The organism is Caballeronia sp. INML2, from assembly GCF_023631365.1.
In the GTDB taxonomy this organism is placed as follows: Bacteria; Pseudomonadota; Gammaproteobacteria; order Burkholderiales; family Burkholderiaceae; genus Caballeronia; species Caballeronia turbans.
Genome location: NZ_JALQDH010000047.1, coordinates 31,021 through 56,582, shown reverse-complemented (window position 1 = coordinate 56,582; position 25,562 = coordinate 31,021). Strand labels below are relative to the sequence as shown.

At 65.1% G+C, this 25,562-nt stretch carries 16 protein-coding genes and 1 pseudogene; 12 read left to right on the top strand and 5 right to left on the bottom strand.

Going from position 1 to position 25,562, the window contains the following annotated elements:
* Nucleotides 1–9: 9 nt before the first annotated feature.
* The 9 genes from bcsP to NCT32_RS16200 all read left to right on the top strand — a co-directional run bounded on the left by bcsP (nucleotide 10) and on the right by NCT32_RS16200 (nucleotide 16,471).
* Nucleotides 10–780: a cellulose biosynthesis protein BcsP gene (bcsP, locus tag NCT32_RS16240; RefSeq protein ID WP_061115992.1), complete on the top strand. Its 771-nt coding sequence runs from the start codon at nucleotides 10–12 to the stop codon at nucleotides 778–780.
* A complete protein-coding gene (bcsQ, locus tag NCT32_RS16235) occupies nucleotides 777–1,565 on the top strand; it encodes a cellulose biosynthesis protein BcsQ (protein WP_061115993.1) in 789 nt (262 codons plus the stop codon). Before bcsP ends, bcsQ begins: the two co-directional genes overlap by 4 nt.
* Entirely contained in the window at nucleotides 1,562–3,778 is a 2,217-nt protein-coding gene (gene bcsA, locus NCT32_RS16230) for a UDP-forming cellulose synthase catalytic subunit (RefSeq protein WP_061115994.1), read from the top strand. The genes bcsQ and bcsA overlap by 4 nt, the downstream gene beginning before the upstream one ends.
* A complete protein-coding gene (gene bcsB, locus NCT32_RS16225; protein ID WP_096031941.1) occupies nucleotides 3,778–6,273 on the top strand; it encodes a cellulose biosynthesis cyclic di-GMP-binding regulatory protein BcsB in 2,496 nt (831 codons plus the stop codon). Before bcsA ends, bcsB begins: the two co-directional genes overlap by 1 nt.
* Nucleotide 6,274: 1 nt before the next feature.
* Nucleotides 6,275–7,417: a cellulose synthase complex periplasmic endoglucanase BcsZ gene (bcsZ, locus tag NCT32_RS16220; RefSeq protein WP_061115995.1), complete on the top strand. Its 1,143-nt coding sequence runs from the start codon at nucleotides 6,275–6,277 to the stop codon at nucleotides 7,415–7,417.
* Nucleotides 7,411–11,982 (top strand): cellulose biosynthesis protein BcsC, encoded by a 4,572-nt coding sequence (locus tag NCT32_RS16215; protein WP_061115996.1) that lies wholly within the window; start codon nucleotides 7,411–7,413, stop codon nucleotides 11,980–11,982. Before bcsZ ends, NCT32_RS16215 begins: the two co-directional genes overlap by 7 nt.
* A 77-nt stretch (nucleotides 11,983–12,059) precedes the next feature.
* A complete protein-coding gene (locus NCT32_RS16210) occupies nucleotides 12,060–13,046 on the top strand; it encodes a LysR family transcriptional regulator (RefSeq protein ID WP_061116119.1) in 987 nt (328 codons plus the stop codon).
* 441 nt (nucleotides 13,047–13,487) lie between these two features.
* Nucleotides 13,488–15,734 (top strand): TonB-dependent siderophore receptor, encoded by a 2,247-nt coding sequence (locus NCT32_RS16205; protein WP_250490441.1) that lies wholly within the window; start codon nucleotides 13,488–13,490, stop codon nucleotides 15,732–15,734.
* 53 nt (nucleotides 15,735–15,787) lie between these two features.
* Nucleotides 15,788–16,471: a Fe2+-dependent dioxygenase gene (locus NCT32_RS16200; RefSeq protein WP_061115997.1), complete on the top strand. Its 684-nt coding sequence runs from the start codon at nucleotides 15,788–15,790 to the stop codon at nucleotides 16,469–16,471.
* Nucleotide 16,472: 1 nt separating this feature from the next.
* Here NCT32_RS16200 and NCT32_RS16195 read toward each other — a convergent pair whose 3' ends face one another.
* On the bottom strand, nucleotides 16,473–17,432 hold the full coding sequence (locus tag NCT32_RS16195; RefSeq protein WP_061115998.1) for a LysR family transcriptional regulator: 960 nt from the start codon (nucleotides 17,430–17,432) through the stop codon (nucleotides 16,473–16,475).
* A 133-nt stretch (nucleotides 17,433–17,565) separates the two neighbouring features.
* On the opposite strand from NCT32_RS16195, the gene NCT32_RS16190 reads away from it, so the two are divergent.
* The 3 genes from NCT32_RS16190 to NCT32_RS16180 all read left to right on the top strand — a co-directional run bounded on the left by NCT32_RS16190 (nucleotide 17,566) and on the right by NCT32_RS16180 (nucleotide 21,904).
* The gene (locus tag NCT32_RS16190; protein ID WP_250477343.1) at nucleotides 17,566–19,707 is read left to right on the top strand and encodes an FUSC family protein; all 2,142 of its coding nucleotides are present in this window, start codon (nucleotides 17,566–17,568) and stop codon (nucleotides 19,705–19,707) included.
* 220 nt (nucleotides 19,708–19,927) lie between these two features.
* On the top strand, nucleotides 19,928–21,424 hold the full coding sequence (locus NCT32_RS16185; protein ID WP_061116000.1) for an acetyl-CoA hydrolase/transferase family protein: 1,497 nt from the start codon (nucleotides 19,928–19,930) through the stop codon (nucleotides 21,422–21,424).
* A 123-nt stretch (nucleotides 21,425–21,547) separates the two neighbouring features.
* A complete protein-coding gene (locus NCT32_RS16180) occupies nucleotides 21,548–21,904 on the top strand; it encodes a host attachment protein (protein ID WP_061116001.1) in 357 nt (118 codons plus the stop codon).
* Between the two features lie 49 nt (nucleotides 21,905–21,953).
* Here NCT32_RS16180 and NCT32_RS16175 read toward each other — a convergent pair whose 3' ends face one another.
* From NCT32_RS16175 to NCT32_RS16160, 4 genes and pseudogenes are all read right to left on the bottom strand, one after another.
* On the bottom strand, nucleotides 21,954–23,342 hold the full coding sequence (locus NCT32_RS16175; protein ID WP_061116002.1) for an FAD-binding oxidoreductase: 1,389 nt from the start codon (nucleotides 23,340–23,342) through the stop codon (nucleotides 21,954–21,956).
* A gap of 402 nt (nucleotides 23,343–23,744) precedes the next feature.
* Nucleotides 23,745–24,419, bottom strand: coding sequence for a DUF799 domain-containing protein (locus tag NCT32_RS16170; protein WP_061116003.1), 675 nt, complete (start codon nucleotides 24,417–24,419; stop codon nucleotides 23,745–23,747).
* Between the two features lie 9 nt (nucleotides 24,420–24,428).
* A complete protein-coding gene (locus NCT32_RS16165; RefSeq protein ID WP_061116004.1) occupies nucleotides 24,429–24,791 on the bottom strand; it encodes a DUF4810 domain-containing protein in 363 nt (120 codons plus the stop codon).
* A 24-nt stretch (nucleotides 24,792–24,815) separates the two neighbouring features.
* Nucleotides 24,816–25,492 (bottom strand): annotated as a pseudogene (locus NCT32_RS16160) (CsgG/HfaB family protein).
* Nucleotides 25,493–25,562: the final 70 nt, after the last annotated feature.

Below are 25,562 nucleotides of genomic sequence, written 5' to 3'. Positions count from 1 at the left end.
AGCGGCATCATGAATACTTCGCGCGACATCGAGAAGCTGTTCGATCATTTCGGCGGCAATGCAGGCGACTACCAGGAAATCGGACGAGAGAACGAGGCCAGGACGGCTCGCACCCGCTGGCCGCTGCTCGCCACGCTCGACTTCGCGCAACCGGCGATCCCCGAGATCGCGCCGCGCCGCGACGCGCAACCGAACATTGCGCGGCCGCGTGCGACTGAACCGTCCGTCGAGCCGGCCGAAAAGCCGACGCCGATTCATCGGGGCAGGCAATCGCTCTTCACGCGGCCCCTTCGCCGCACGATTCCGCCCGTCAATCCGCCCGCCGCCGAGTCGCTGAGCGCGTTGCGTTTTTCGGTGCCCGGCGAATCGGCGTCGAACGAAACCGGAACGATTGCGGATTCGGCGGACGCACCCGCAGCGAGCGTGCCGCCCGTACAGACTTTCGCCGCGCCTGTCGAATCGAAGGCCGTGGCGGATGACGCCGGCACGGTCGTGACGGAACGCCCGGGCGCGTCCGCCACGCTCGGCTCGAACTTTCTCGCGCGCCGCACGCCCTCTCCGCGGACAGTGCCCGCCCCCGAACCCACGCCCGCCGCGCCGCATTCGATCCTCGGCAAGCTCTTCGGGCAACCGACGCAGCACGTCCCGAGCGCGCCCGCGGGCTCGCTCGACGCCGTGTTCGAGCGTCTGCGCCGCGCCCGTCCCCAGGGCGAAGAATCCTCGAACACGCGCGCAGGCACCGGCCACGCCGCTCAGGCACGCCGCCACTCACGCTCATGAAAGTCATCACGGTAGTTTCCGCGAAGGGCGGCGTCGGCAAAACGACGCTCGCCGCGAATCTCGCTTCGGTGCTCGCCGCGCGCAACCGCCGCGTGATCGTGCTCGATCTCGATCCGCAAAACGCGCTGCGCCTGCATTTCGGCATTCCGCTCGACAGCATCGACGGCATTTCGCGCGCGACGCTCGCCGGCGATCCGTGGCAAACGGTGATGTTCGACGGCGTCGACGGCGTGACCGTGCTGCCCTACGGCGCCGTGATCGAGGACGACCGCCGCCGCTTCGAGGCGCTCGTCGACAGTGATCCCGCGTGGCTCGCCCACTCGCTGCAGTCGCTCGCGCTCGACGCCAGCGACATCGTGATCGTCGACACGCCGCCGGGCTCGTCGGTCTATACGCGCACCGCGCTGACAGCGGCGAACTTCGCGCTGAACGTCGTGCTCGCGGATGCCGCGTCCTATGCCGCGATTCCCGGCATGGAGCGCATGGTCGATGCCTACGCCGCACCGCGCCCGGATTTCGCCGGCCAGGGCTATGTCGTGAATCAGGTCGATCAGTCGCGCCAGTTGAGCAAGGACGTGCTGAAGGTGCTGCGCAACATGCTCGGCACGAAGATGTTCCCAGGCGTGATCCATCAGGACGAAGGCGTCTCGGAATCGCTCGCGTGCGACACGACGCTCATCCATTACGATCCGCTTTCGCAGGCCGCCGCCGATCTGCGCGCGTGCGGCGACTGGCTTCTCTCCGCCATCGATGCGATGGCCGCCTCGTCGAGGAAGCTCGCATGAGTTCCGCCAAGATCCCCTCGCCCGAAACCGAGGTCAGCGTCGCGACCTCGCGCCTCGAACGTTTCGTCGATGCGGGCATCTGGGGCAGCCGCATCGTCGTGACTCTCCTCACGGTCTTCGCGGCGTTCGCGCTGTATTTCGTCGTCACGGTGCCGCTCGCGTTCGGCCAGCAGCTTGCGTTCGCCACGATCTGCTTCCTTTGCGCGCTCGGTTTTCGCCGCCTGCAAGGCCAGTACGCGACGCTCGTGATGATCATGCTGTCGATCGTCGCGTCGGGCCGCTACATGTTCTGGCGTCTCACCGAAACGACCTACTGGGAACGCCCGCTCGACGCCGCGTGGGGCCTCTTGCTCGTCGCGGCCGAAGTCTACGCGACGCTCGTGCTGCTGCTCGGCTACTTCCAGACCGCGTGGCCGCTGAAGAGAAAGCCGCTGCCGCTGCCCGCGGACCGCAGCCAGTGGCCGACCGTCGATGTCTTCATCCCGACCTACAACGAGCCGCTCTCGGTCGTGAAGCCGACGATCTACGCGGCGCTCGCGCTCGACTATCCGTCGGACAAGCTCGCGATCCACGTGCTCGACGACGGCCGCCGTCCCGAGTTCAAGACGTTCTGCGAGGAAGTCGGCGTCAACTGGACAATCCGCACGCACAATCGTCATGCGAAGGCCGGCAACATCAACGAGGCGCTGAAGATCACGAAGGGCGAATTCCTCGCGATCTTCGACTGCGACCACATTCCGACGCGCTCCTTCCTGCAGATCTGCCTCGGCTGGTTTCTGCGCGACAAGCTGCTGTCGATGCTGCAGACGCCGCACCACTTCTTCTCGCCCGATCCGTTCGAGCGCAATCTCGGCACGTTCCGCAAGGTGCCGAACGAAGGCGAGCTGTTCTACGGCCTCGTTCAGGACGGCAACGATCTCTGGAACGCGACCTTCTTCTGCGGCTCGTGCGCCGTGCTGCGCCGCTCGATGGTGGAAGAGATCGGCGGTATTGCGGTCGAGACCGTAACGGAGGACGCGCATACCGCGCTCAAGCTGCATCGGCTCGGCTATACGACCGCTTATCTCGCGATTCCCCAGGCCGCGGGGCTCGCGACCGAAAGCCTCTCGGGACATATCGGCCAGCGCATCCGCTGGGCGCGCGGCATGACGCAGATCTTCCGTATCGACAATCCGCTCACCGGCAAGGGCCTGAAGATCGGCCAGCGGCTCTGTTATCTGAACGGGATGCTGCACTTCTTCTACGGCGTGCCGCGTCTCGTGTTCCTCACCGCGCCCTTGTCGTATCTGTTCTTCGGCGCGCACGTGATCGAAGCGGCGGCGAGCACCATTGCGATCTTCGCGCTGCCGCACATGATGCACGCGAGCATCACCAATTCGCGCATGCAGCGCAGCTTCCGCCACTCGTTCTGGGCCGAAGTGTATGAGTCGGTGCTTGCGTCGTACATCACCGCGCCCACGCTCCTCGCGGTCATCAACCCGAAGCTCGGCAAGTTCAACGTGACGGCCAAGGGCGGCCAGATCGCGAAGGACTACTTCGACTGGTACATCTCGCGGCCGTACCTGTTTCTGCTGCTGCTGAACCTGCTCGGCTTCATCGCGGGCGTCGTGCATATCGTCATGTACTGGCACATCCGCAGCGAAGTGAACACGACCATCCTCAACCTCTGCTGGACGGTCTACAACATGCTGATTCTCGGCGCGTCGGTGGCGGCGGCGAGCGAGCGCAAGCAGGTGCGCGCGACACATCGCGTGACGATGAAGATGCCCGTGATGCTCAAGTTCTCGACCGGCCGCACGCTCGCGTGCGAGACGATCGACTATTCGGAAGGCGGCGTGGGCGTCGCGCTGCCGAGCAAGCTCGAAGTGCCGATGCACGAGCGCGTGACCGTCTCGCTCTTTCGCGGCGACGAGGAGTACGCGTTTCCGGCGACGGTCGGCTATACGGAGCCGGGCCGCGTCGGCCTGCGATTCTCGCAACTCACGCGCGAGCAGGAATACGACTTCGTGAAGACGACTTTCGCGCGCGCGGACGCCTGGACCGGCTGGTCCGAGGGACGCCGCCCGGATACGCCGCTGCGCGGCCTGTCGCATGTGCTGCTGGTGGGCACGCGCGGCATCGCGGGATTGTTCGAGCATTTGTACAGCGACCTTCGTACCTGGATGAACAAGCGCCCGGTCGATGTGAAGAAGCTGAAAACCAAAGACCAATAATGGGCACGGGCATGTCGAAGTTGCGCGTTGAAAACGAAACGGGCGAGCGCGCGCCGCGTTTTTGCGAAAAACCGCTGGGCCGCGCACTGGCCGTTTTGATGGCCTTGCAGACGGCATTCGCGGCCCCGGTCGCGTCGGCTGCGGTCGCGCCGAACGCGGCTTCCGGGAGCGTCCCGCCGGCCACGCAGCAGGCGACCGGCGTCGGCGCCGTGCCCGCGCCGAGTCCGGCGGTGGTGTACAACCCCGCCGCGATCCAGCAGCCGGCGCTCGCGATGCCCGTTCCCGCGTTCTCCGGCAAGCCCGACAAGCCGCTCACCTCGCGCATCCCGACGACCGCCGACCCCGGCACGCTCGTGCCCGGCGGACGCCGCCAGACGCTCACCTTCGCTGATTACGGCGCGCTCGATCCGTTGCAGCTGCGCGGCACCGACGGCCAGAACGGCATCGCGTTCTCGGTGCGTGGCGACGAAGTCGTGACCGGCGCGATCCTGCATCTGATCTACAGCTATTCGCCGTCGCTCTTGCCCTCGACCTCCCAACTGAAGGTGCTCATCAACGGCGAAGTGGCGGCGACGCTGCCGGTGCCGCGCGATCAGGCCGGCATGCTGGTCGCGCGCGACGTGGCGATCGATCCGCGCTTCATCACGGAGTTCAATCACCTCAACGTGCAGTTGATCGGGCACTACACGCAGCAGTGCGAGGACCCGTCGAGCTCGACGCTCTGGGCGACGGTGAGCAACGCGAGCTCGCTCGATCTCACGTATGCGTCGATCGCCAACAAACCCGATCTCGCCGCGCTGCCGCAACCGTTCTTCGACCGCCGCGACGTGCGCCGCCTCGAACTGCCCTTCGTTTTCGCGGGCAAGCCGAGTCTGGCCGCGCTGGAATCGGCCGGCATGGTCGCCTCATACTTCGGCTCGCTCGCGGGCTATCGCGGCGCGATCTTTCCGGCGCAGACCGACAACGTGCCGCTGTCGGGCAATGCCGTTGTCTTCGCCGTCGGCGATGCGAAAGTCGCGGGCGTCGATATTCCGCCGGTCTCCGGTCCGACCATCGCGCTCGTCGAGCGCGACGCGAACGCGCGTGGCCGCCTCCTGCTCGTGCTCGGGCGCGACGACAACGAACTGAAGACGGCCGCCAAGGCGCTCGGCGTCGGCCAGAACACGCTGTCAGGCACCAGCGCGACGATCACGCAGTTCAACGACCTGCAACCGCGCCGCCCGTACGACGCGCCGAACTGGCTGCCGTCCGATCGTCCGGTGCGCTTCGGCGAGCTCGCGGAAGCGCGCGACCTGACCGCCCACGGCTACGACGCGGACGCGGTGCGCATCAACCTGCGCGTGCCGCCCGATCTCTTCATGTGGCAGACGAAGGGCGTGCCGGTGGAGCTCGGCTATCGCTACACGGTGCGTCCGGCGCCGGACCGCTCGTCGCTCAATATCAGCGTGAACGATGGCTTCGTGCAGTCGCTGCGCATTCCGGCGGTGTCGACATCGACGTTCGATCTCGGCCAGTATTTCAGCCGCGTGCTGCCCGACAAGACCGTCGCCGCGCGCCGCGACATCTATCTGCCGCCGCTGCTCATCACGCCGCGTGCGCAACTGCGCCTGCACTTCTACTACGACATCCCGAAGACCGGCGAATGCCAGGGGCGCGTGCTGGATAACGTCGTCGGCGCGGTGGATCCGAATTCGACCATCGATCTGTCCGGCTTCCCGCACTACATGGCGCTGCCCGATCTCGCCGCGTTCGCGAACGGCGGCTTTCCGTTCACGCGCCTCGCCGATCTCTCGCAGACGGCGGTCGTGCTGCCGAACGAGCCGAACTCGGCCGATTACAGCCTGTATCTGCTGGAGATGGGCCGCATGGGCGCATCGACGGGCTATCCGGTGACGGGCGTCACCGTGACGAGCGCGAACGACGTCGACCGTTTCGCCGACAAGGATCTGCTGATCCTCGGCTCGCCGGGACGCCAGCCGCTCCTGCAGCGCTGGGCCAGGCAGATGCCGTTTTCCGGTGACGGCGACGCGCGCACCTTCCAGCTTTCCGATGTCGCGTTCAAGCTCGTCGACTGGTGGCATGGCGAGCAAGGCCCGGAACGCTCGCCCGCGCGCGCGGATCTCTCGCTCGTGAGTTCCAACGGCGACGCGCTCCTGACCGGCTTCGAATCGCCCCTGAAAAGCGGGCGCAGCGCGGTGGCGCTCATCAGCGCGGCCGGCCAGTCCGATGCCGATCTATCCGCGGCCCTGCTCGACAACGACCTGCTGCCTTCGATTCAGGGCGCGATGGCCGTGATCCACGGCCGCACGGTGACGGTCACGTCGAACGGCGAGGCGTACTACATCGGTCATCTCTCGCCGATGCACTACATGCGCTGGGCGTTGTCGTCGCATCCGCTTTTGCTGGTGCTCGGCGGGCTGTTGGCCGCGCTCATCATCGCCGCCCTGTTCTACCGTGCGTTGCGCTCGATCGCCGCACGGCGCCTGAGGGATTGATATGCGGGTATCCACCGCCAGGTTCTTCGCTGGTGCAGTCATCGCCGCGTCCGCGGCAAGCACGCAGGCGGCGCAGCAATGCGGCTGGCCCGCGTATCGCCTCTTCGTCGAGCGTGTCGTGCAGGCCGATGGCCGCGTGATCGACCGCTCGACCGGTGCGCTGCAAACCACGTCCGAAGGCCAGTCGTATGCGATGTTCTTCGCGCTCGTCGCGAACGACCGCGCGACCTTCGACCGTCTGCTCGGCTGGACGCGCACGAATCTGTCGGCCAATCAGTTCGATTCCAACAGCCTGCGCCTGCCCGCCTGGCAATGGGGCAAGAAACAGGACGGCTCGTTCGGCGTGATGGATCCGAACCCGGCCTCCGACTCGGATCTGTGGATCGCCTACGACCTCTTCCAGGCCGGCCGGCTGTGGAAGGAGCCGATGTACACGAAGCTCGCCTATGCGCTCGCGACGCAGATCGTGAAGCAGGAGATCGTCGATCTGCCCGGCCTCGGCCCGATGCTCCTGCCGGGGCCGCAAGGCTTTCGCACCGGCGATGTCACGCGCCTGAATCCGAGCTATCTGCCGCTGCCGCTCTTGCGCGGCCTCGCGCATGAAATGCCCGACGGCCCGTGGACGAAGCTCGCGCAAAACGCCGCGAAGATGATCAGGGTCACGTCGCCGCGGGGCTACGCGCCGGACTGGGCGGCTTACCAGAACGGCCAGTTCGTCGTCGATCCGAAGAACGGCGATGTCGGCAGCTACGACGCGATCCGCGTCTATCTGTGGGCCGGCATGGCGTCGGCGAGCGATCCGCTTGCGCGCCCATGGCTCGATGCGCTTGGCGGCATGCGCCAGAGCGTCGCGCAGACGGGTTTCCCGCCGGAGAAAGTATCGACCATCAGCGGCGCGGCGAGCGACGAAGGTCCGCTGTCGTACTGGGGCGCGCTCGCGCCTTACTTCAAGGCATTGAACGACGAGCGCGGTCTGGGCCTCGCGCGCACTCATCTCGACGCGCTGGTCGCGCCGCCGGGTGCGGGACGCGAACCGGTCTATTACGACCGCGTGCTCGGTCTGTTCGGCGGCGGGTTCATCGACGGGCGCTACCGCTTCGATGAAAACGGCCGTCTCTTGCCGAACTGGAGAAGCGCATGCTGATCCGGGCTCGAAAACGCGTCATCGCGGCGCTGCTTTGCGCCGCGCCGTCGATGGCCTTCGCGCAGGCCGCCGCGACCGATCCGCTCACGGTGCTCATCGATCAGGGCAAATACTGGCAGGCGCACCGGCGCGGCGACCTCGCGGAGCAGGCGTGGCAGAAGGTGCTGCGCATCAATCCCAAACAGCCCGACGCGCTCTTCGGCATGGGCATGGTGCTCGCCGACCGCAAGGACGGCAGCGGCGCGCAACAGTATCTCGCGCAGTTGCGCCAGGTCGCGCCGAACTATCCGAACATCGACGAGCTCGGCCGACGTCTGGGCGAAACCAGCTCGCGCGATCAGACCGTCAACGACGCGCGGCGTCTCGCGCAGAGCGGACAGAGCGCATCGGCCGTGCAGGAATACAAGCGCGCGATCGAAGGCAAGCCCGCGACGCCCGAGCTTCAGCTCGAGTACTACCAGGCGCTCGCCGCCACGCCGCAAGGCTGGGACGAAGCGCGCCGCGGCCTCGAACAACTGGCGCGCCAGAATCCCGACGATCCGCGCTATCAGCTCGCGTATGCGCAGCATCTGACTTATCGCGATTCGACGCGGCGCGACGGCATCGCACGGCTCGCGAAGCTGTCGGGCGATAGCGCCGTCGGCGCGGAGGCGAAAAAGAGCTGGCGGCAGGCGCTCCTGTGGCTCGGCGCGCGCGCATCGGATGCACCGCTTTATCAGGCTTATCTGCAAGTCTCGCCGGACGACGCCGCCGTGAAAGCGCGCTTCGATTCGATGGTTCAGCAGGACAAGTCCGCCCGCGAGCGCGCGCAGGCGGGCGCCGCGGTCGATGCGCGCGGGCGCACCGTCGCGGAGGGCTTTACCGCGCTCGATCGCGGCGATCTCGTGACGGCGCGCGCACGCTTTTCGTCGGTGCTCGCGAGCGACCCGAACGATGCCGACGCGCTAGGCGGCATGGGCGTCGCGGCCCTGAAGCAGGAACGTTTCGCGCAAGCGCGCACGTATCTCGAACGTGCGTCGCGGGCCGGCAATCCGGCGCGCTGGAAGGACGCGCTCACGAGCGCGACCTACTGGACCTATACGAGCGATGCGATCGGCGCGCGCAGCAACGGCCAGATCGCGCAGGCGAAGGCGCTCTTCGAGCGCGCGATCGCGGCCGATCCATCCGATGTCACCGCACAGGTGCTGCTCGGCGAAATGCTGCTCGCAAACGGCGATCCGCGTGGCGCGGAACAGGCGTATCGCATGGCGCTGCGCCGTCAGGCCGACAATCCCGATGCGATCCGCGGGCTCGTCGGCGCACTGGCCGCGCAAGGTCGAGGCGATGAGGCGCTCGAATTCGCCAATCGCCTGAACGCGGAGCAGCAGGCCAAGGCCGGCGGCATCAACAAGCTGCGCGGTGAAGCGCAGGCCGCGCAGGCGCGCGCCGCCGAAGCGCGTGGCGATCTCGGGGCGGCGCGCAGCCTCTTCGAAGACGCACTGCTCAACAATCCCGACGATCCTTGGCTGCGGCTCGACCTCGCGCGCATCTATGTGCGTCAGGGCGCGCTCGGCAATGCGCGCAGCATGATGGACGGCCTGCTCGCCACGCATCCCGACATGACCGACGCGCTCTACGCGAGCGCGTTGCTCTCCGCCGAAACGCAGGACTGGTCGGCCGGGCTCGCTCAACTCGACCGCATTCCCGTCGCGCAGCGCACGCCCGCGATGACCGCGTTGCAGCATCGCCTGTGGGTGCAACAGCAAGCCGAACTCGCGACGCGCACCGCCGCCGCGGGCCAGCGCCAGCAGGCCTTCGCGATCCTGCGCCATGCCGAGCCGGTCGCGGCGGGCAACGCCGAACTGATGGGCGCGGTGGCATCGGCGTATGTCAAGACGGGCGATCCGGGGCGGGCGCTTTCGCTCGTGCGCGGGGCAATGGCCAGTGCGCCGAACGACACCGGCCTGTTGCTGCAATACGCGGGGATCCTGTCGGCGACGCAGCAGCAAGCCGAACTCGGCTCCGTGATGCGCCGGCTTCAGTCGATGCCGCTCACCACGCAGCAGCGCGCGGACTTCAACAATCTGAACGTGGGGATCGTCGTGGCGCAAGCGGATGCCGTGCGCAGGCAAGGCGATCTCGCCGCCGCCTACGACGTGATCGCGCCGTGGCTCGCCGCGATGCCCGACAACGCCGATCTGCAAGCGGCGCTCGGACGCATGTACACGTCGGCGGGCGATGACCGCAACGCGCTCTCCTGTTATCAGAATGCGCTGTCGCGCCGTCCCGAGGATATCGGCCTGCAGACGGCCGCGATGTCCGCCGCGAGCGGCGTGCGCGATTTCAAGCTGGCCGAGACCTACGCGAACCAGGCGTATCAGGCCGCGCCGAACGATCCGGGCGTGCTCGCCGCGATCGGCCGGATGTATCGCGCGCAAGGCAAGCTCGATCTCGCCGCGCAGTTCCTGCAGCGTTCGCTCATCGCCGCCAATACGCCGGCGCCGGTCGCGTCCGCTCAGGGTCGCGGCAATGTTCCGCCCGGCTGGGAAACCGCGATGAGCCGCATCGGCTCGAATCCGCTGCCCGGCACCAACCCGTTCGAAGGCAAGACGGCCGTCGATACGGCGTCGAATCCGGCGCTCGCATCGGGCGCGTCTTATCGTCAGGCCCTTCCTCAGAGTTATTCGCAGCCCGTGCCGACCTATCTGCCGCCTCCTCAGCCCGCGCCTTATACGACACCTTATATGGCACCTTCCTCCGCTCCGGCGACGATGCCCAATGCCGTGCCGCGTTCGGCGCCGAGCGGCGGATACGGCCCGGACATGTACGGCTCGGGGCAATCGGGCGCGCCGTTGCAGCCTTATCCGGGACAGGATGCGGGGACGCCCGGTGCGTATCCGGCGCAGGGGTATCAGGAGCGGCCTGCGTATCAGCCGTATCCGCAGCAGCCGTATCAACAGCCGGGGTATTCGCAGCAGCAGCCTTATCCGCAGCAGGCGCCCTACGCCGCCCAGGACCCGTACACGGCGCCCTGGCCGATGTCGCCCGGCGCGCGCGAGGCGCAGTCGAACGCCTACGCGCCGCCGGCCGCAGCCGGCACGACGAAGAAGAAGCAGACGTCATCGCGCAAGACGACGCCCGCGCGTCCCGCCGATCCCTACGCATACGGCGCGCCGCCGCAGCCGCAACAGTACGCGCAGGCGCCATATGGCCAGCAGCCCTATTACGCGCCGCCGCCGCAACAGTACGCGCAGCAGCCGTATATCCCGCAGCCGCCGGCAGGCTACGCGCAGCCGTATTACCCGTCGCAGGCGCAGCCCGCACAGCGCGCCGCCGCCGCCGCGACGATGAGCGCGGGCGGCGTTCCCGTGCCGCTCGCGAATTCGCAGACGGCGGGCGTCGCCGAAGAACTCGCGCAGATCAACCGCGAGCAGGCGAGCACGGTCTCGGGCGGTCTCATCTTCCGCAGCCGCGACGGCGAGGACGGCCTCTCCAATCTGACCGATATCGAAGCGCCCATCGAAGGCCGCATCAAGGCGGGCAACGGACACGTGATCGTGCGCGCAACGCCCGTCACGCTGGATGCCGGCACCGCGAGCAGCCAGCCGAACACCCTCGCGCGCTTCGGATCGGGTCTGGGCGCGACAGCCAATCCGCCGACGAACAACTACGGATCGCAGACGGCGACGGGCGTCGGCCTCTCGCTCGGCTATGAGAATCGCAACTTCAAGGGCGATGTGGGCACGACGCCGCTCGGCTTTCGCGAGACCAATGTCGTCGGCGGACTGCAGTATCAGAACGCGATTAGCGACAAGGTGTCGTACTCGCTCGCCGTCGCCCGCCGCGCCGTGACCGACAGCCTGCTCTCCTACGCGGGCGCGCGCGATCAGGGCGCCGGCCTCGAATGGGGCGGCGTGACATCGACGGGCGCACGCGCCGACCTCGGCTGGGACGACGGCACGAGCGGCGTCTATCTGAACGCGGCGTATCAGTTTCTCGACGGCAACCAGGTCGCGACCAACAACGCGGTGAAAGGCGGCGGCGGCATCTATACGCGCCTTTTGAAGGACGCGGACCAGACGCTGACCGTCGGCGCGAACACGACGCTCATGCATTACGACAAGAACCTGTCGTACTTCACGTATGGGCAAGGCGGCTACTTCAGCCCGCAGCAGTACGTGATCCTGAACTTCCCGGTCGAATACGCGGGGCGTACGGGGCTCTTCACCTACGATCTGAAGGGCTCGATCGGCGTGCAGCATTATCGTCAGGACGAGTCGAACTATTTTCCGACGAACGCGACGTATCAGGCGCGCGCCGCAAGCTCGGGCGCCACGCCGGACGCGCTCGCGGTCTATCCCGGCCAGAGCAAGACGGGCGTGTCGTACTCGCTCAGTGCGACGGGCGAATACCAGCTTGCGCCGCAACTCGCTTTCGGGGCGACGGCATCGTTCGGCAACGCCTATCAGTATCGCGAGTGGCTCGCCGCGGTGTATGTGCGCTACAGCTTCACGCGTCAGAGCGTCGCGCAGCCGGCGTTCCCGCCGCAGGCGTTCAGCTCGCCGTATCTGTCGCTGTCGAACTGATGTTCTTGCGCGCGCTGCGCTTGCGTCCAGGCGTGAACCTGCTGCCGCAAGCGCAGCGCGCCAGCGGAATCAGCCGAATGAAAACACAAAGCGCCCTCATCGCGAACAACGACCAGTTTCTGCGCGACCTGCAGTTGTTCTGCATCGTCGCGCGCCGCTCGAGTTTCATCGCCGCGGCCACCGAGACCGGCATCTCGCCCGCGCACGTCAGCAAGCGCATCGCGATGCTGGAGACGAGCCTCGGCGTCAGGCTCCTCACGCGCACGACGCGCCGCGTCTCGATCACGAGCGACGGCGAAGCGGCCTTTCAATGGGCGCAAAAGATCATCGACGACGTGCAAGGCATGGCCGATGCCTTCGCCGGATTCGACGATCCGCGCGGCCTGCTGCGCATCGGCACGAGTCTGCGGCTCGGACGCGAGCACGTATCGCCTGCGCTTACGTTGCTCAGGCAGCGTCATCCGGGGCTGGAGATCTGGCTGGAACTGCTCGACCGGCGCGTCGATCTCATCGGCGAGAGCTTCGATATCGACATTCGCGTCGGCGAGGTCGTGGAGCCGCATCTCATCGCGCACAAGATCGTCGACAGCTTTCGCGTGCTCGCCGCCGCGCCCGCGTACCTCGAACGGCGCGGCGCGCCGAAGACGCTCGCCGAGCTCGCGCAGCACGACTGCCTGCTGTTTCGCGGACGCGATCAGCGCTTCGGCGTCTGGCGTCTTTCCGGACCCAATGGCGAAGAAAGCGTGAAGGTGACCGGGCCGATCGCCTCGAACCACAGCGACATCGTGCGGCAATGGGCCAAGGACGGCTTCGGCATCGTGATGGGTTCGATCTGGGACGTCGCCGCCAGCCTGCAGGACGGCAGGCTCGTGCCCGTCCTGCCGGCTTACCGGCAGCGCGCGGATGTGTGGGCGGTGACGTCGGCGCGCTCGTCGCATTCCGCGAAGATCCGCGTGTGCATCGACTTCCTGAAGCAGCAATTGACGCATGGTCCTTACGCGCTCGTCACATCCGCCGTCGCCGGGGTTCTGACGCTTACGCGAATCGCCTTGTCGATGCATTAAGCGTCGCGGCACGGTAAAAAAGCCACCGCCACTTTTACCCGCAACCGGGTTGGGTCGAATCCGGCGCCATGCGCGCCCGCTTCTCTACTCGAAACCCTTATCCACCGGCGTTCGCAGGCTTATCACTCAACGCGAAAACCGGCATCTTCCACACATTTTTTCGTTGTCGGAACGTCACGGACGCCGGCAAAAAAGCCTGTTGTCTATAAGTGTTTCTTTCCAAATGTTTCTAAGACGTGTAATGATACTGATTCGCATTTAACCGAATCGCGATGTCCGGCACATTCAATGACGCCCGTCGCGACAGCGTTCACAGGGCGCGCCGGTCCTTGCCCGCCGGCCTCGCCGCTGCGCTTCGATCTCGGTTCGATCGAACATCGGCACGCGAAAACCCGCTTCGCTGCCGATTCGGATATCACTAACAAGCATCGGGGAAACGACATGTTGAGAAAGACGCCGCTTGCCGCGGCATTGGTAACTATTGTCGCGGCGCCCATGGCCGCGCCGCTGTACGCCCAAACCGCACCGCAAGCCGCACCGCAGAACGCTCCGTCGTCGCAAGTCGCGCAAGCGGCACCGCCCCAAGACGCTTCGGCCGTCACCGCCCCTGAAACCGCTGCCCTGCCGGCCGTCAAAGTAACGGGCCAGGCCGACACGCCGGATTTTCAGCCGGAAATGTCGAGCGTCGGCGCCAAGGTGCCGACTGCGCTGCGCGACATTCCGCAGGACGTCGTCGTGGTGCCGAAGGCGGTGCTGAACTCGCAGGCGGTCAGCTCGTTCTCCGATGCGCTGCGCAACGTGCCGGGCGTCACGCTCGGCGCGGCCGAAGGCGGTCAGATCGGCAACAACATCAATCTGCGCGGGTTCTCGGCGCGCACGGACATTTATCTCGACGGTTTCCGCGATCGCGGCCAGTACTATCGCGACACCTTCAACCTCGAATCGATCGACGTGCTGTACGGCCCGTCGTCGCTGTACTTCGGGCGCGGCTCGACGGGCGGCGTGATCAATCAGGTCAGCAAGCAGCCGAACCTGAAACCGCGCGCCGATGTCTCGCTGCAAGCGGGCACGCATGATCGCTATCGCACGACGGTCGACATCAACCAGCCGATGACGGACACTTCCGCGTTCCGCGTCAACGCGTTCGGCCAGTCGCTCGGCTCGACGCGCGACGAGATGATCAACAAGGACTTCGGCATCGCGCCCGAGGTGAAGTTCGGTATCGGCACGCCGACGCAAGTGACGCTCTCCGCGCTGATCCAGCACAACCGCGATCAGCCCGACTACGGCATTCCGCCGTTGAACGGCCACCCGGCGCCCGTCGACACGAAGACGTTCTACGGCTTCACCGACGACCGCACCATCCAGGACGTGCAGACGGTGAACGCGCGCGTGGAGCATCGCTTCGACAACATGTTCACGCTGCGCAACCAGACACAGTTCAGCCACTACAGCACCGAGGCGCGCGCGACCAATCCCGCGGCCGTGCTGACGGGGCCGCTTGGCACATCGCCCGCGCTCTCGAACGGCAACTACACGACGCTGCCGCTGTCGTCGCTCTTCGTGCGATTGCAGGGCAAGGACCGCAACATCAACGATCACTCGGTCTACAACACGACCGACATCCAGGGCAAGTTCGCGACGGGCTTTCTCAAGCACGACATGCTCGCGGGCGTCGATCTCAGCCACGAAACGTACAGCAACCAGAGCTTCACGGCGACCACGCCGGGCCTGCCGTCGAACACGCTCGCGATCGTGCCGCTCGTCGATCCCGCCTACGTGCCGCGTCCGTCGAACTATCGCGAGGTGGCGACCAATCTCGCGGAGTCGAGCGCGAACGGCATCGGCGTCTATTTGAACGACACGATCTCGATCGGCGAGCACTGGAAGTGGATCGGCGGCGTGCGCTGGGACCGCTACGAAGCAGCCATCAACAACTCGATCAACGCGCCGGGCTATGCGACCCAGACGAACTACTTCACGGGCGTGCGCACCGGCGTCGTGTGGCAGCCGACGGACTGGCAGTCGTACTACGTGTCGTACGGCACGTCGTTCAATCCGTCGCTGGAGGCGCTCACGCTCACCAACGGCCAGCAGAACACGCCGCCGGAACACAACCGCTCGTATGAAATCGGTTCGAAGTGGGATCTGTTGAACGGCGGACTGTCGATCACGCAATCGCTCTTCAACATCGACAAGACCAACGCGCGCACGCTGACATCGACCGGCGAATACACGCTCGACGGCGACGTGCGCGTGCGGGGTTATCAACTGGGCGTTGCGGGCCACATCACGCGTCAATGGCAGATGTTCGGCGGCTACACGTACATGGACGGCACGGTGCAGAAGGCCTTCGACGGCACCACGGGCAACCAGCTCGCCAACACGCCGCATCACATGCTCACGCTGTGGACCACGTATGATTTCACGCCCGCATGGCAGGTGGGCGGCGGGCCGTCGTATGTGTCGTCGCGCTATGCGGCAAACAACAATCTGGTCCAGGTGGGCGGCTACGTGCGCTGGGACGTGATGGCCGCGTATCATCAGAAGCGCTACGATATCCAGTTCAACGTGCAGAACATGTTCGACAAGAAGTACTACGACGCCCTGATTCCGTCCGACGGCGGACGCGCGGTGCCGGGTCTTGGCCGCACGTTCATCGCGACGTTGAATTACCGCTTCCGTTGATGTGAATGCGAGCGCGCCGTGATACGCGGCGCGCGGTCGCGAAGGCAATAACAATGATCCTCTCGATACCGAACGTGCTGAGCCCTGAAGACGCGGCCACGATGCGCGCGCGCCTCGAAGTCAGCGACGCATGGGTCGATGGCCGCGCGACCGCGGGCTATCAGGGCGCGCCGGTCAAGCGCAACATGCAGATTGCGGAAGGCTCGCCGATCGCACTCGAAATGGGCGATGCGATCGTCGGCGCGCTCGAACGCCATCCGCTTTTCATCAGCGCGGTGCTGCCCAATCGCGTTTATCCGCCGCTCTTCAATCGCTATGAAGGCGGCATGCATTTCGGCAGTCATGTCGATGGCGCGATCCGCATCGTGCCCGGCCATGGCGCGCGCGTGCGCACCGATGTGTCCGTCACGCTGTTTCTCACGCCGCCCGACGAGTATGACGGCGGCGAGCTCATCATCGAAGATACCTATGGCGTTCAGGAAGTGAAGCTGCCCGCGGGCCATGCGATCGTCTATCCCGCGACGAGTCTTCATCAGGTGCGGCCCGTCACGCGGGGCGCGCGGGTATCGAGCTTCTTCTGGGCGCAAAGCCTCGTGCGCGACGACGCTCAACGCGCGCTGCTCTTCGATCTCGACAATTCCATTCAACGCCTGAACGCGACCAACGGCGACGAAGCCGCCAAGCGCTCGCTCGTCGGCTGCTATCACAACCTGCTGCGCATGTGGAGCGATACGTGAATCACGCCACGCGCAGCACGTTCGAAGACGTCCGCCCGACCTCCGCGAGCAAGGCTTCGTCGCGCGCGATCACGTCCGGCAGATGCGCGCGCAGAAACTCGACCCACGTGCGCGTCTTCGCATCGACGAACTTGCGCGACGCATAGAGCGCATAGAGATTCGTGCGCTGCAACGTGTGATGCGGCAACACGCGCACGAGCGAGCCATCGCGCAGGCCCTCGATCGCCGCATAGAGCGGCAACATGCCGATGCCCATGCCTTCGCGGATCGCGACCACGAGCGATTCCGCGATGTTCACCTGCACCGTGCCGCTGATCTGCAACGTCTCGCGGCCCTCGGGCCCTTCGAGCGTCCATTCGCGCGCGGGAAACGCGGGCGTCTGCAAGGTGAGGCAATCGTGCTGCGCGAGATCGGCCGATACCTGCGGCGCGCCACGCGAGGCGATATAGCCGGGCGACGCGCACAGAATGCTGAAGGTCGCGCCCAGCTTGTGCGAGATGACTTCCGAGTCCGACAACGCACCCGCCGACACGACGGCCACGTCGCTGCTGCCTTCGAAGAGATCAGGCATGCGCTGCGACAGCGTGAGCTCGACTTTCACATCGGGATACAGCGCGCGATATCGGGCGATGGCAGGCAGGATGTAATGCTGTCCGACGCTCGCGAAGCTGAACATGCGCAGCGTGCCCGACGGATGTTCATGCGCGCAGCTCGCTTCTTCTTCGGCGCCGTCGATGTCCGCGAGAATCTGCCGCACGCGCTTCAGATAGCGCTCGCCCGCCGACGTGAGCGCGAGACGCCGCGTCGAGCGGTTCATGAGGCGCGTGCGCAAATGGTCTTCGAGTTCGGAGACGGCGCGTGACATTGCGCCCGTTGTCGAGTTCATCGACTGTGCGGCAGCCGTAAAGCTGCCGGCTTCGATCACGCGGGTGAAGACCCGCATGTTCTGTAGGGTATCCATCAAACCGTAACAATGACATCGAAGGCGCTATTGTCCGCCTTCGCGCGCGAACGATTGTTGTCGAATCAGGAAAGAATGTTCCCTGATTCCCACATTAATCCGGCAAGGCACCTTGCCTACAATCGGCGCCTTCATGAGCAGGGGCATATCGGCGGACCGCATGTCGTTTCTGGAAGCACGCTTGTCGACGCGCGACTGGTTCGCTACGGATGGACATGTCTGGCTGCATCTCGCGAAGACGCTGCTTGCCGCGTTCATTGCGATGGGCATCGCAATGCGTCTGGAATTGGCGCAGCCGCGCGTCGCGATGACGACTACCTTCGTGTTGATGCAGCCCTTCTCCGGCATGGTGCTCGCAAAGAGCGTCTATCGTTTCGCGGGCACGATGCTCGGCATGCTCGCCGCACTCGTTCTGGGCGCGGTGTTCGTGCAACAGGCGGAACTCTATGCGCTCGCGCTGACGATATGGGCCGCGTCCTGCACCGCGCTCGCGGTGCGCTACCGCCAGTTCCGCTGGTACGGCTTCGTTCTCGCGGGCTATACCGCCGCGCTGATCGGCGTTCCCGCCGTCACCGATCCGAACGGCCTGCTGATCGCGACGCTCACGCGCGGCGCGGAAGTCATGCTCGGCATCGTGTGTTCGAGCGTGGTGAGCGCGCTCGTCTTTCCGCGCCATGCCAGCGCAACGCTCATGCGCTCGCTCGATGCGCGTCACGCGCAGTTCGCTCGATTCGCGGCCGACGTACTGTGCGGCCGTCTCTCGCGCCGCGCGCGAGATCGCCGTTTCGCGGATTTCGTCGATGAGATCGTAGGCTTCGAAGCGACGCGCGGCTTCGCTGCATACGAGTCGCCTACGATGCGCCAGCACAACGGCAAGCTCGCGCGACTGAACAGCGCCTTCATGGATGCGTGCGCGCGCCTGCATGCACTCGATCAGTCGATCAGGCGCCTGCACGCCAACGACGATACGCGATGCGCACACGACGCACTCATGCCCTTCCTCGAAGAACTCGCGCGCCTCTTCGAACGCGCATCGCCGGACGTGCATCTGCAACGCTACAAGACGACGCTGCCGACGCGCCTGCGCGATGCGCAGCGCCGCCTTGCACACACCGACGATGCGACACAACTCGACTTCACGACGTCGGCGGAGCTTTTGTACCGCTTCATCGCCGATACGATCCGTTATGTATCGATCGCAAACGGCGAGCGCCTGAAAGATCGCTCCGCCTCGCGATATGAAGCAAAAACCAACGGCTTCGTACTTGCCGCGACGTTCATGCGCACCGGCATCGTGATCGCCGCGACCGCGTGGTTCTGGATCGTCACGGCGTGGCCGAGCGGCGGCTATGCCGTGATCGGTGCGACGCTGGCCTGCGCATTGTCGTCGGCATCGGCGCGGCCGTCGAAGTTCATCGCGCAGATGGCCGCTGGCGTGGCGCTCGCGATGGTCACGGGCTACGTGTATCTATGTCACGTGTACCCCGCCATCGATGGCTTCCCGCTTCTGTGCGCGATGCTTGCGGCGCCGCTCGCGGCAGGCGCATTTCTCGCGATGCGCGCCGCCACCGCCGGATACGGCATCGGCTTTTGCGTGTTCTTCTGCCTGCTCGCCGCGCCCGACAACCGCATCGTCTACGATCCGGCACTACTGCTCAACAACGGCCTCGCGGTGCTCGTCGCGATGCTCGCGGCGGCCATCGCATGCGCGATCATCGTGCCGCCGCGCACGCCGTGGCTCGTCGGCAAGACGCTCGCGGAGCTGCGTGCGCAGGCCGCGCTCGCGTGCGAAGGCAAGCTCGCGGGGCTCGCCGAGCGCTTTCACTCGGGCACGCACGATCTGATGTCGCAGTTGCGCGGCGTGCTCACGCGGCGCTCGCGCGAGCATCGACATGCGCTCTCATGGATGCTCGTCACGCTCGAAGTCGGGCAAGCGACGATCGACTTGCGGCACGAAGCGCGTGCGCTGCATGCACAGCGTTTTCCCGATGCACTGCGCATCGCGTGGATCACCTCGCTCGCGCGCGTGTTGCGCGATATCGCCGTGCTGTTTCGCACGCCCGACAGCGCGACGCTGCGTCGCGCGATCGGTTCGGTCGCAGCGTCGATCCTGATCGCGCAGAGCATGCTCGAATTCGCGCGCGCCGACCGCGATGCGCGCAACGGCATGCAGCGCGTGCTCGCGTGCCTGCACTTCATCCGCACCGCGCTTGTCGATTCCGATGCGCCTTTCGTTCCATCGCATGAAAAGGTGCCTTCCTGGCGAAGCGATTAATTCACGGCATCGCGCGCCCTATAGTGGAGTCGGTTCAACGTCGGCGCGCTGATTTGCCGCACCGCTACGGCGGGTTGAAACGCTCGTACGTGCATCCGACTAGACCAAGCGCAAAGTGACACGGCATTGGAACAATGTCTTTCAACGTTGCGATTTCAACAGTAAAGCGCGCTACCTATAATCGCCTTCGGTTAAACGAAGCTCTGGAAGATAGACGTCGATGTACGAAGACCGTATTCGCTGTGCCGCATTGCGCGGGAAGATCACCTCGGCCGCCGAAGCGGCCCGACTCGTGCGCGACGGCATGATCGTCGGCGCAAGCGGCTTCACGCGCGCAGGCGACGCGAAGGCCGTGCCGCTCGAAATCGCGCGGCGCGCGCGCGAGGACAATGAACCGTTGCGCATCACGCTCATGACGGGCGCGTCGCTCGGACATGACACCGATCGCATCCTCACCGAAGCCGGCGTGCTCGCGCGCCGCCTGCCGTTTCAGGTCGATACCACGTTGCGCCGCGCGATCAACCGCGGCGAGGTGATGTTCGTCGACCAGCACCTGTCCGAAACGGTCGAGCTGCTGCGCGCGAATCGCCTCGGCAAGCTCGATCTCGCGATCATCGAAGCCGCCGCGATCACGGAGACGGGCGGCATCGTGCCGACGACTTCCGTCGGCAATTCCGCGAGCTTCGCAATTCTTGCCGAACGCGTGATCGTCGAGATCAATCTGGCGCAGCCGGCCGCGCTCGAAGGCCTGCACGACATCTGGATTCCCGAGCGCCGGCCGCAGCGCGAGCCGCTTCCGATCGTAAGCCCGCAGGACAGAATCGGCGCCGCGGCCATCGAGATTCCACTCGACAAGATCGCCGCCATCGTCATCACCGACACGCCCGACAGCGCGTCCACCGTATTGCCCGCCGACGAAGACACCGCTTTGATCGCCGGGCATCTGATCGAGTTCGTCCAGCATGAAGTCTCGCGCGGGCGCTTGCCGAAACAATTGCCGCCATTGCAGGCGGGCATCGGCACGATCGCGAATGCGGTGCTGTCGGGATTCGCGGCGTCGCCGTTCGAAGCATTGACGATCTATTCCGAAGTGCTGCAGGACTCGACCTTCGATCTGCTCGATTCCGGCAAGGCCGCGTTTGCATCGGGCGCGTCGGTCACGCTGTCCGCAGAGCGGCAGAAAAAGGTGTTCGGCGATATCGAACGCTATCGCGAACGGCTCGTGTTGCGGCCGCAGGAAGTGAGCAATCATCCTGAAGTCATCCGGCGTCTCGGTCTCATCGCGATCAACACGGCGCTCGAAGCCGACATCTACGGCAACGTGAATTCGACGCACGTCGGCGGCACGCACATGATGAACGGCATCGGCGGCTCGGGCGATTTCGCGCGCAATGCGGCCTACGCCGTGTTCGCAACGAAATCCGTCGCGAAGGACGGACGCATTTCGAGCATCGTGCCGATGGTGCCCCATTGCGATCACAACGAGCACGATGTCGATATCGTCGTGACCGAGCGCGGGCTTGCCAATCTCACCGGCCTCGCGCCACGCGAACGCGCCATGAGCGTGATCCAGAACTGCGCGCACCCGCTTTATCGCGAGCTGTTGCGCGACTATTACCGCGATGCAGCAGCGCTCGGTGGGCACACGCCGCATCGTCTCGACCAGGCATTTTCGTTTCACTCGCGCTTTGCGGCGAGCGGTTCGATGCTGCGCTGAAGCGTAGTCGCGCACGTTATGCTGCGCCGCGAAAGCGAATGCGGCGCGAGAACGAAGCCGTTACACGGCGTTTAGGCGCACAATGGCGGGAGCCTGCTTGGGCTGGCGAACAGGAGGAGCATCATGACCGCCATCACCTGGGTTCTTGCCGCCGATGGCAGCCGGGCCCGGATCTTCGAGACGCAAGGATTGAAGCTGGACCTGCGGCAAGTCGAGGACCTCCGGAATACGGCTGCGCGCGTGGCGGAAACGGCAGAAAGCGACCGGGAAAAATTCGCGAGGACCGTCGCAGAGTATCTCGAACGAAGCCGCCTGCATCAACGATTCGATCGCCTGCGCCTCGCGGTCGAGCCGAGGTTTCTCGGCTTGTTGCGAAACCATCTGAGCGGCGAAACGCTCAAGCTCGTCTACGAGGAAGTCAATAGCGACGTGTCGGGCACGGACACGCGCGGTATCGGCCGTCATCTGGACCGGCCCTGAACATTGCTCGTGGCACGCCGTTTCCCGCAAAGAAACGGCGCGCCGCGCGTCACGCCGCGGGCATGATGTTCTGATTGCTGCGGAACACGTTGTCCGGATCGTAACGGCGCTTCACTTCAGCAAGCCGCTCGTAGTTCGGGCCATACGCCGCCTTTACACGATCGCCTTCTTCGCCCGTCATGAAATTCACGTAGACGCTGCCGAGTGCGTGCGGCGTCATCGCCGCGAACATGTCGCGCGCCCATTTCGTGCACTTCTCGTCGTCGGCGGCATCGCTCCAGCGCCCGTGAATGTTGATGGTATAGATCGAATCGCGATTCGCGTACGCCGTTGCATCGACGGGAACGCGGTTCGTCTGTCCGCCCATCGCACCGATGAAAACCTCGCATTGCCCCGACGGAAGCGATTTCACCGCATTCGTCAGGATGTCGAACGTTTCATCGTTCAGGCTCGCGAAGTTGTGTGACTTCCAGTAGTTGCGCTCGCCGGGCGTCAGCAGCGGATCGAAGGCCTTCTGCCATGCGGCGAACGGCATGACCCCGAGATGCTCGCCGTAGGGCGTGCCGAAGCTGCGCACGGGCGCGAGCGCCCTTTCACCGTTTTCGACCGGCCCGACATAGCAACTCGCCAGCACGACGACCGGTTTGCCATGCGCGTCTTCGGGCAGGAACGGCAACGGCGGCGCGAGACGCAGCACGGCCCACACGGTCAGGTCGTCGGGGCTCTGCGCCACGAACTCGCGATACTTCGGCAGCACTTGATCCGCCTGTTCGAGCGGATACACGACGAGGCCGCCGTAAATCTGCGGACCGACTTCGTGCAACTGATATTCGAACAGCGTCACGACGCCGAAGTTGCCGCCGCCGCCGCGCAATGCCCAGAAGAGATCGGGATCGCTGTCCGCGCTCACGCGCCGCCATGTGCCGTCCGCCGTGACGATCTCCGCCGCGACGAGATTGTCGACCGTCACGCCGAACTTGCGGCTGATCCAGCCGAAGCCGCCACCGAGCGTGAGACCCGCGACGCCCGTCGTCGAGTTGATGCCGAGCGGCGTCGCGAGACCGAATGCCTGTGCTTCGTGATCGAAGTCGGAGAGCAGCGCGCCCGGCTCGACATACGCGCGTTTCGCTTGCGGATCGATACGCACGGATTTCAGCGCGGAGAGATCGATCATCAAGGCGTCGTCGCTGACTGCGCTGCCCGCGATGTTGTGCGATCCGCCGCGAATCGAGACCAGCAGGCCGTTGTCGCGCGCGAACGAGAGTGCGGCGATCACGTCGGCCGTGCCCGCGCAACGCATGATGAGCGCGGGACGCCTGTCGATCGTTGCATTCCAGACCTTGCGTGCTTCGTCGTAGTCGGCTTCGGCCGGTGAGATGATCCTGCCTCTCACCGACGCCTTCAAGGTATCGATCGCTTCGCCTGAGATGTTGACCATTGTGAGACCTCGCTGCTGAGTAAAGCGCTGCGACGTTTCCGACCCTGCCAGTTGGTACGCGAAAGCGCAAGAAACCCGCCATCGGATCGCGCGTGGCGTGTCGATCGGTTGCACACCGGTGACCACGAGAACGGGAATGGATCGCGGCAAGCGCACGCTTCGACCGCTCGTTGATTTAATGCCTCGGGTTACGCAATGTAAAGTGCCCGACCAGTGAATTCATGCATGCGATCTAGCATGTATCGGACAAAGTTGCCGATCAGATCGAAGAGCGAATGCAGCGCTTCATTCGTTTTATGTGTATTCCTTATTTAAGGATATTTTTAAGGAAGCCACGGTTTAACAGCCCAAAAAAAACGCGCCGACGAATCGGCGCGTTTTCGCTCATCCATTACGTGTCGATCAGTTCGAATCGTACTTCGGCGAGCGCGGGCCATACAGCATGCCGTTCGTTCCGCCCGTTGCCAGCAGGCGCTGGCTGGTCAGTCCCGCGACGCTCCATGCCTTGTCGGTGGTGACATTGACGACGTGCTTGACGGCGTTCTGCACGAGCGCGCCGACGAGGCCCGAGCCTACGCTGAAGTCGCCGCCGACCTCGCTGCCGTTCGCCGTCGCCGAGCCGCTCCAGAGCAGGTCGCCCGAGCGCAGATCGACCAGTTTGGCTTGCGCCGCGACCACGGTCCTGTTCGCGATGACCCGATAGGACGAGCCGTAATCGGTGATCTTCGTGTACAACGCCGCGTCCGCGCCGAAGATACTGCGCAACTTCTCGGGCGCGACATTCTGAATGTCGTTGGCAGTCGTCAGGCCGTTGCGCCTGAAGGTTTCCTCCATTTCGGCGACCGGCACCACGTAGTAACCGCCTTCGGCGAGCGGCATCGTCATCTGGGACAACATGCCGTATGTCGCGTTGACGTCGTTCGTATCGTTGAGCGGCGGCAGAACGAGAACCGAGCGCGGCTTGTTGCTGCGAAATGCCGCGTGGTCGGTCTGGCTCGGAGAATGTGAAGCGCACGCGGACAGCATCAGCAATACCGATACGACCGCGACGAGTTTGCGGGAAATAAGGAAGGTCATAGTGGGCGCTTACTGAAGTTTGCTCAACAGGAAATCCATGTACGCGGAGGATTCGGGGAAGCGTTCCTTTTCTTCCGTCAATTGCTGGCGAGCCTCGGCGCCTTTGCCGACGCTCGCGTACAGCATGCCCAGGTGGGCGCGAAAGCCGGGCGGCAACGCTTTGTTCTGCGCCAGGGTTTTCTCGCGCGAAGCCTCGAGCGCCGCGATCTGTTCGGCCGCGCCCTTTTGCCCCTTGAAGTATTCGTAGACTTGAGGCTGATAGCCGTCCCATTGATAGAGCGGCGCGGTCTGCGTTGCGCACCCCGTCAGCAGCGCGCACGCCGCCGCGACCGGCAGCGCGAGCGCGGTCAGTTTGTTGTTCTTCGAGATCATGTTCTTCGGATATGAGTGAGGAGATTACTTCGCGGTTTGCAGCGCGCCCGCATCGACTTGCTCGGCCAGACGATTGACCGCCTCGCCGATGGCGAGATCGAGCACCTTGCCGCTCAGCGTGGAGTCGTAACTCGAGGTTCCGCCGAAGCCGATCACTTCACGGGTCGACAGGCTGTACTCGCCCGCGCCCTGGCTCGACGTCACCACCTCGGAGGTGGCCGTATCGACGATATTCAGACTGACCTTCGCATAGGCCACCTGCGTTTTTCCTTGTCCGAGAAGACCGAACAACTCGCGATCGCCGACTTCCTTGCGGCCGAACTCCGTCACGTTGCCGGTGATGACATAGTTCGCGCCCCGGATCGACTGGGCCTTGTTTGCGAAGCCGGCTTCCAGTTTCGTTTCGGCGAGATTGTCGCGATCCAGCACGGCAAAGCGGCGGCTGCGCTGCAAGGAAGTGACGAGAATGGTCTTCGCCTGACCCCCGAGGCGATCGACGCCGTCCGAGAACACGCCGCGCATGTAGCTCGATTGATTGTCGAACTTGCCGATGGACACCGGAACGGCTTTGCCTGCGAAGGCTTCTGGGCGCTCGCCAGTTCGGGTACCGCCAGCGTGCGCGACGCTTCGTTCGCGCATCCGCCCAATATCGCCGCAACGGACGCGATGACGATCGTCAATTGTCCTTTTGTGAAATTCATTAATTGCCTTTTCAACGTCGGAAATCGAAATCCCCTGTCTTTGATCAGGCGATTTCAAAAACCGGTGATT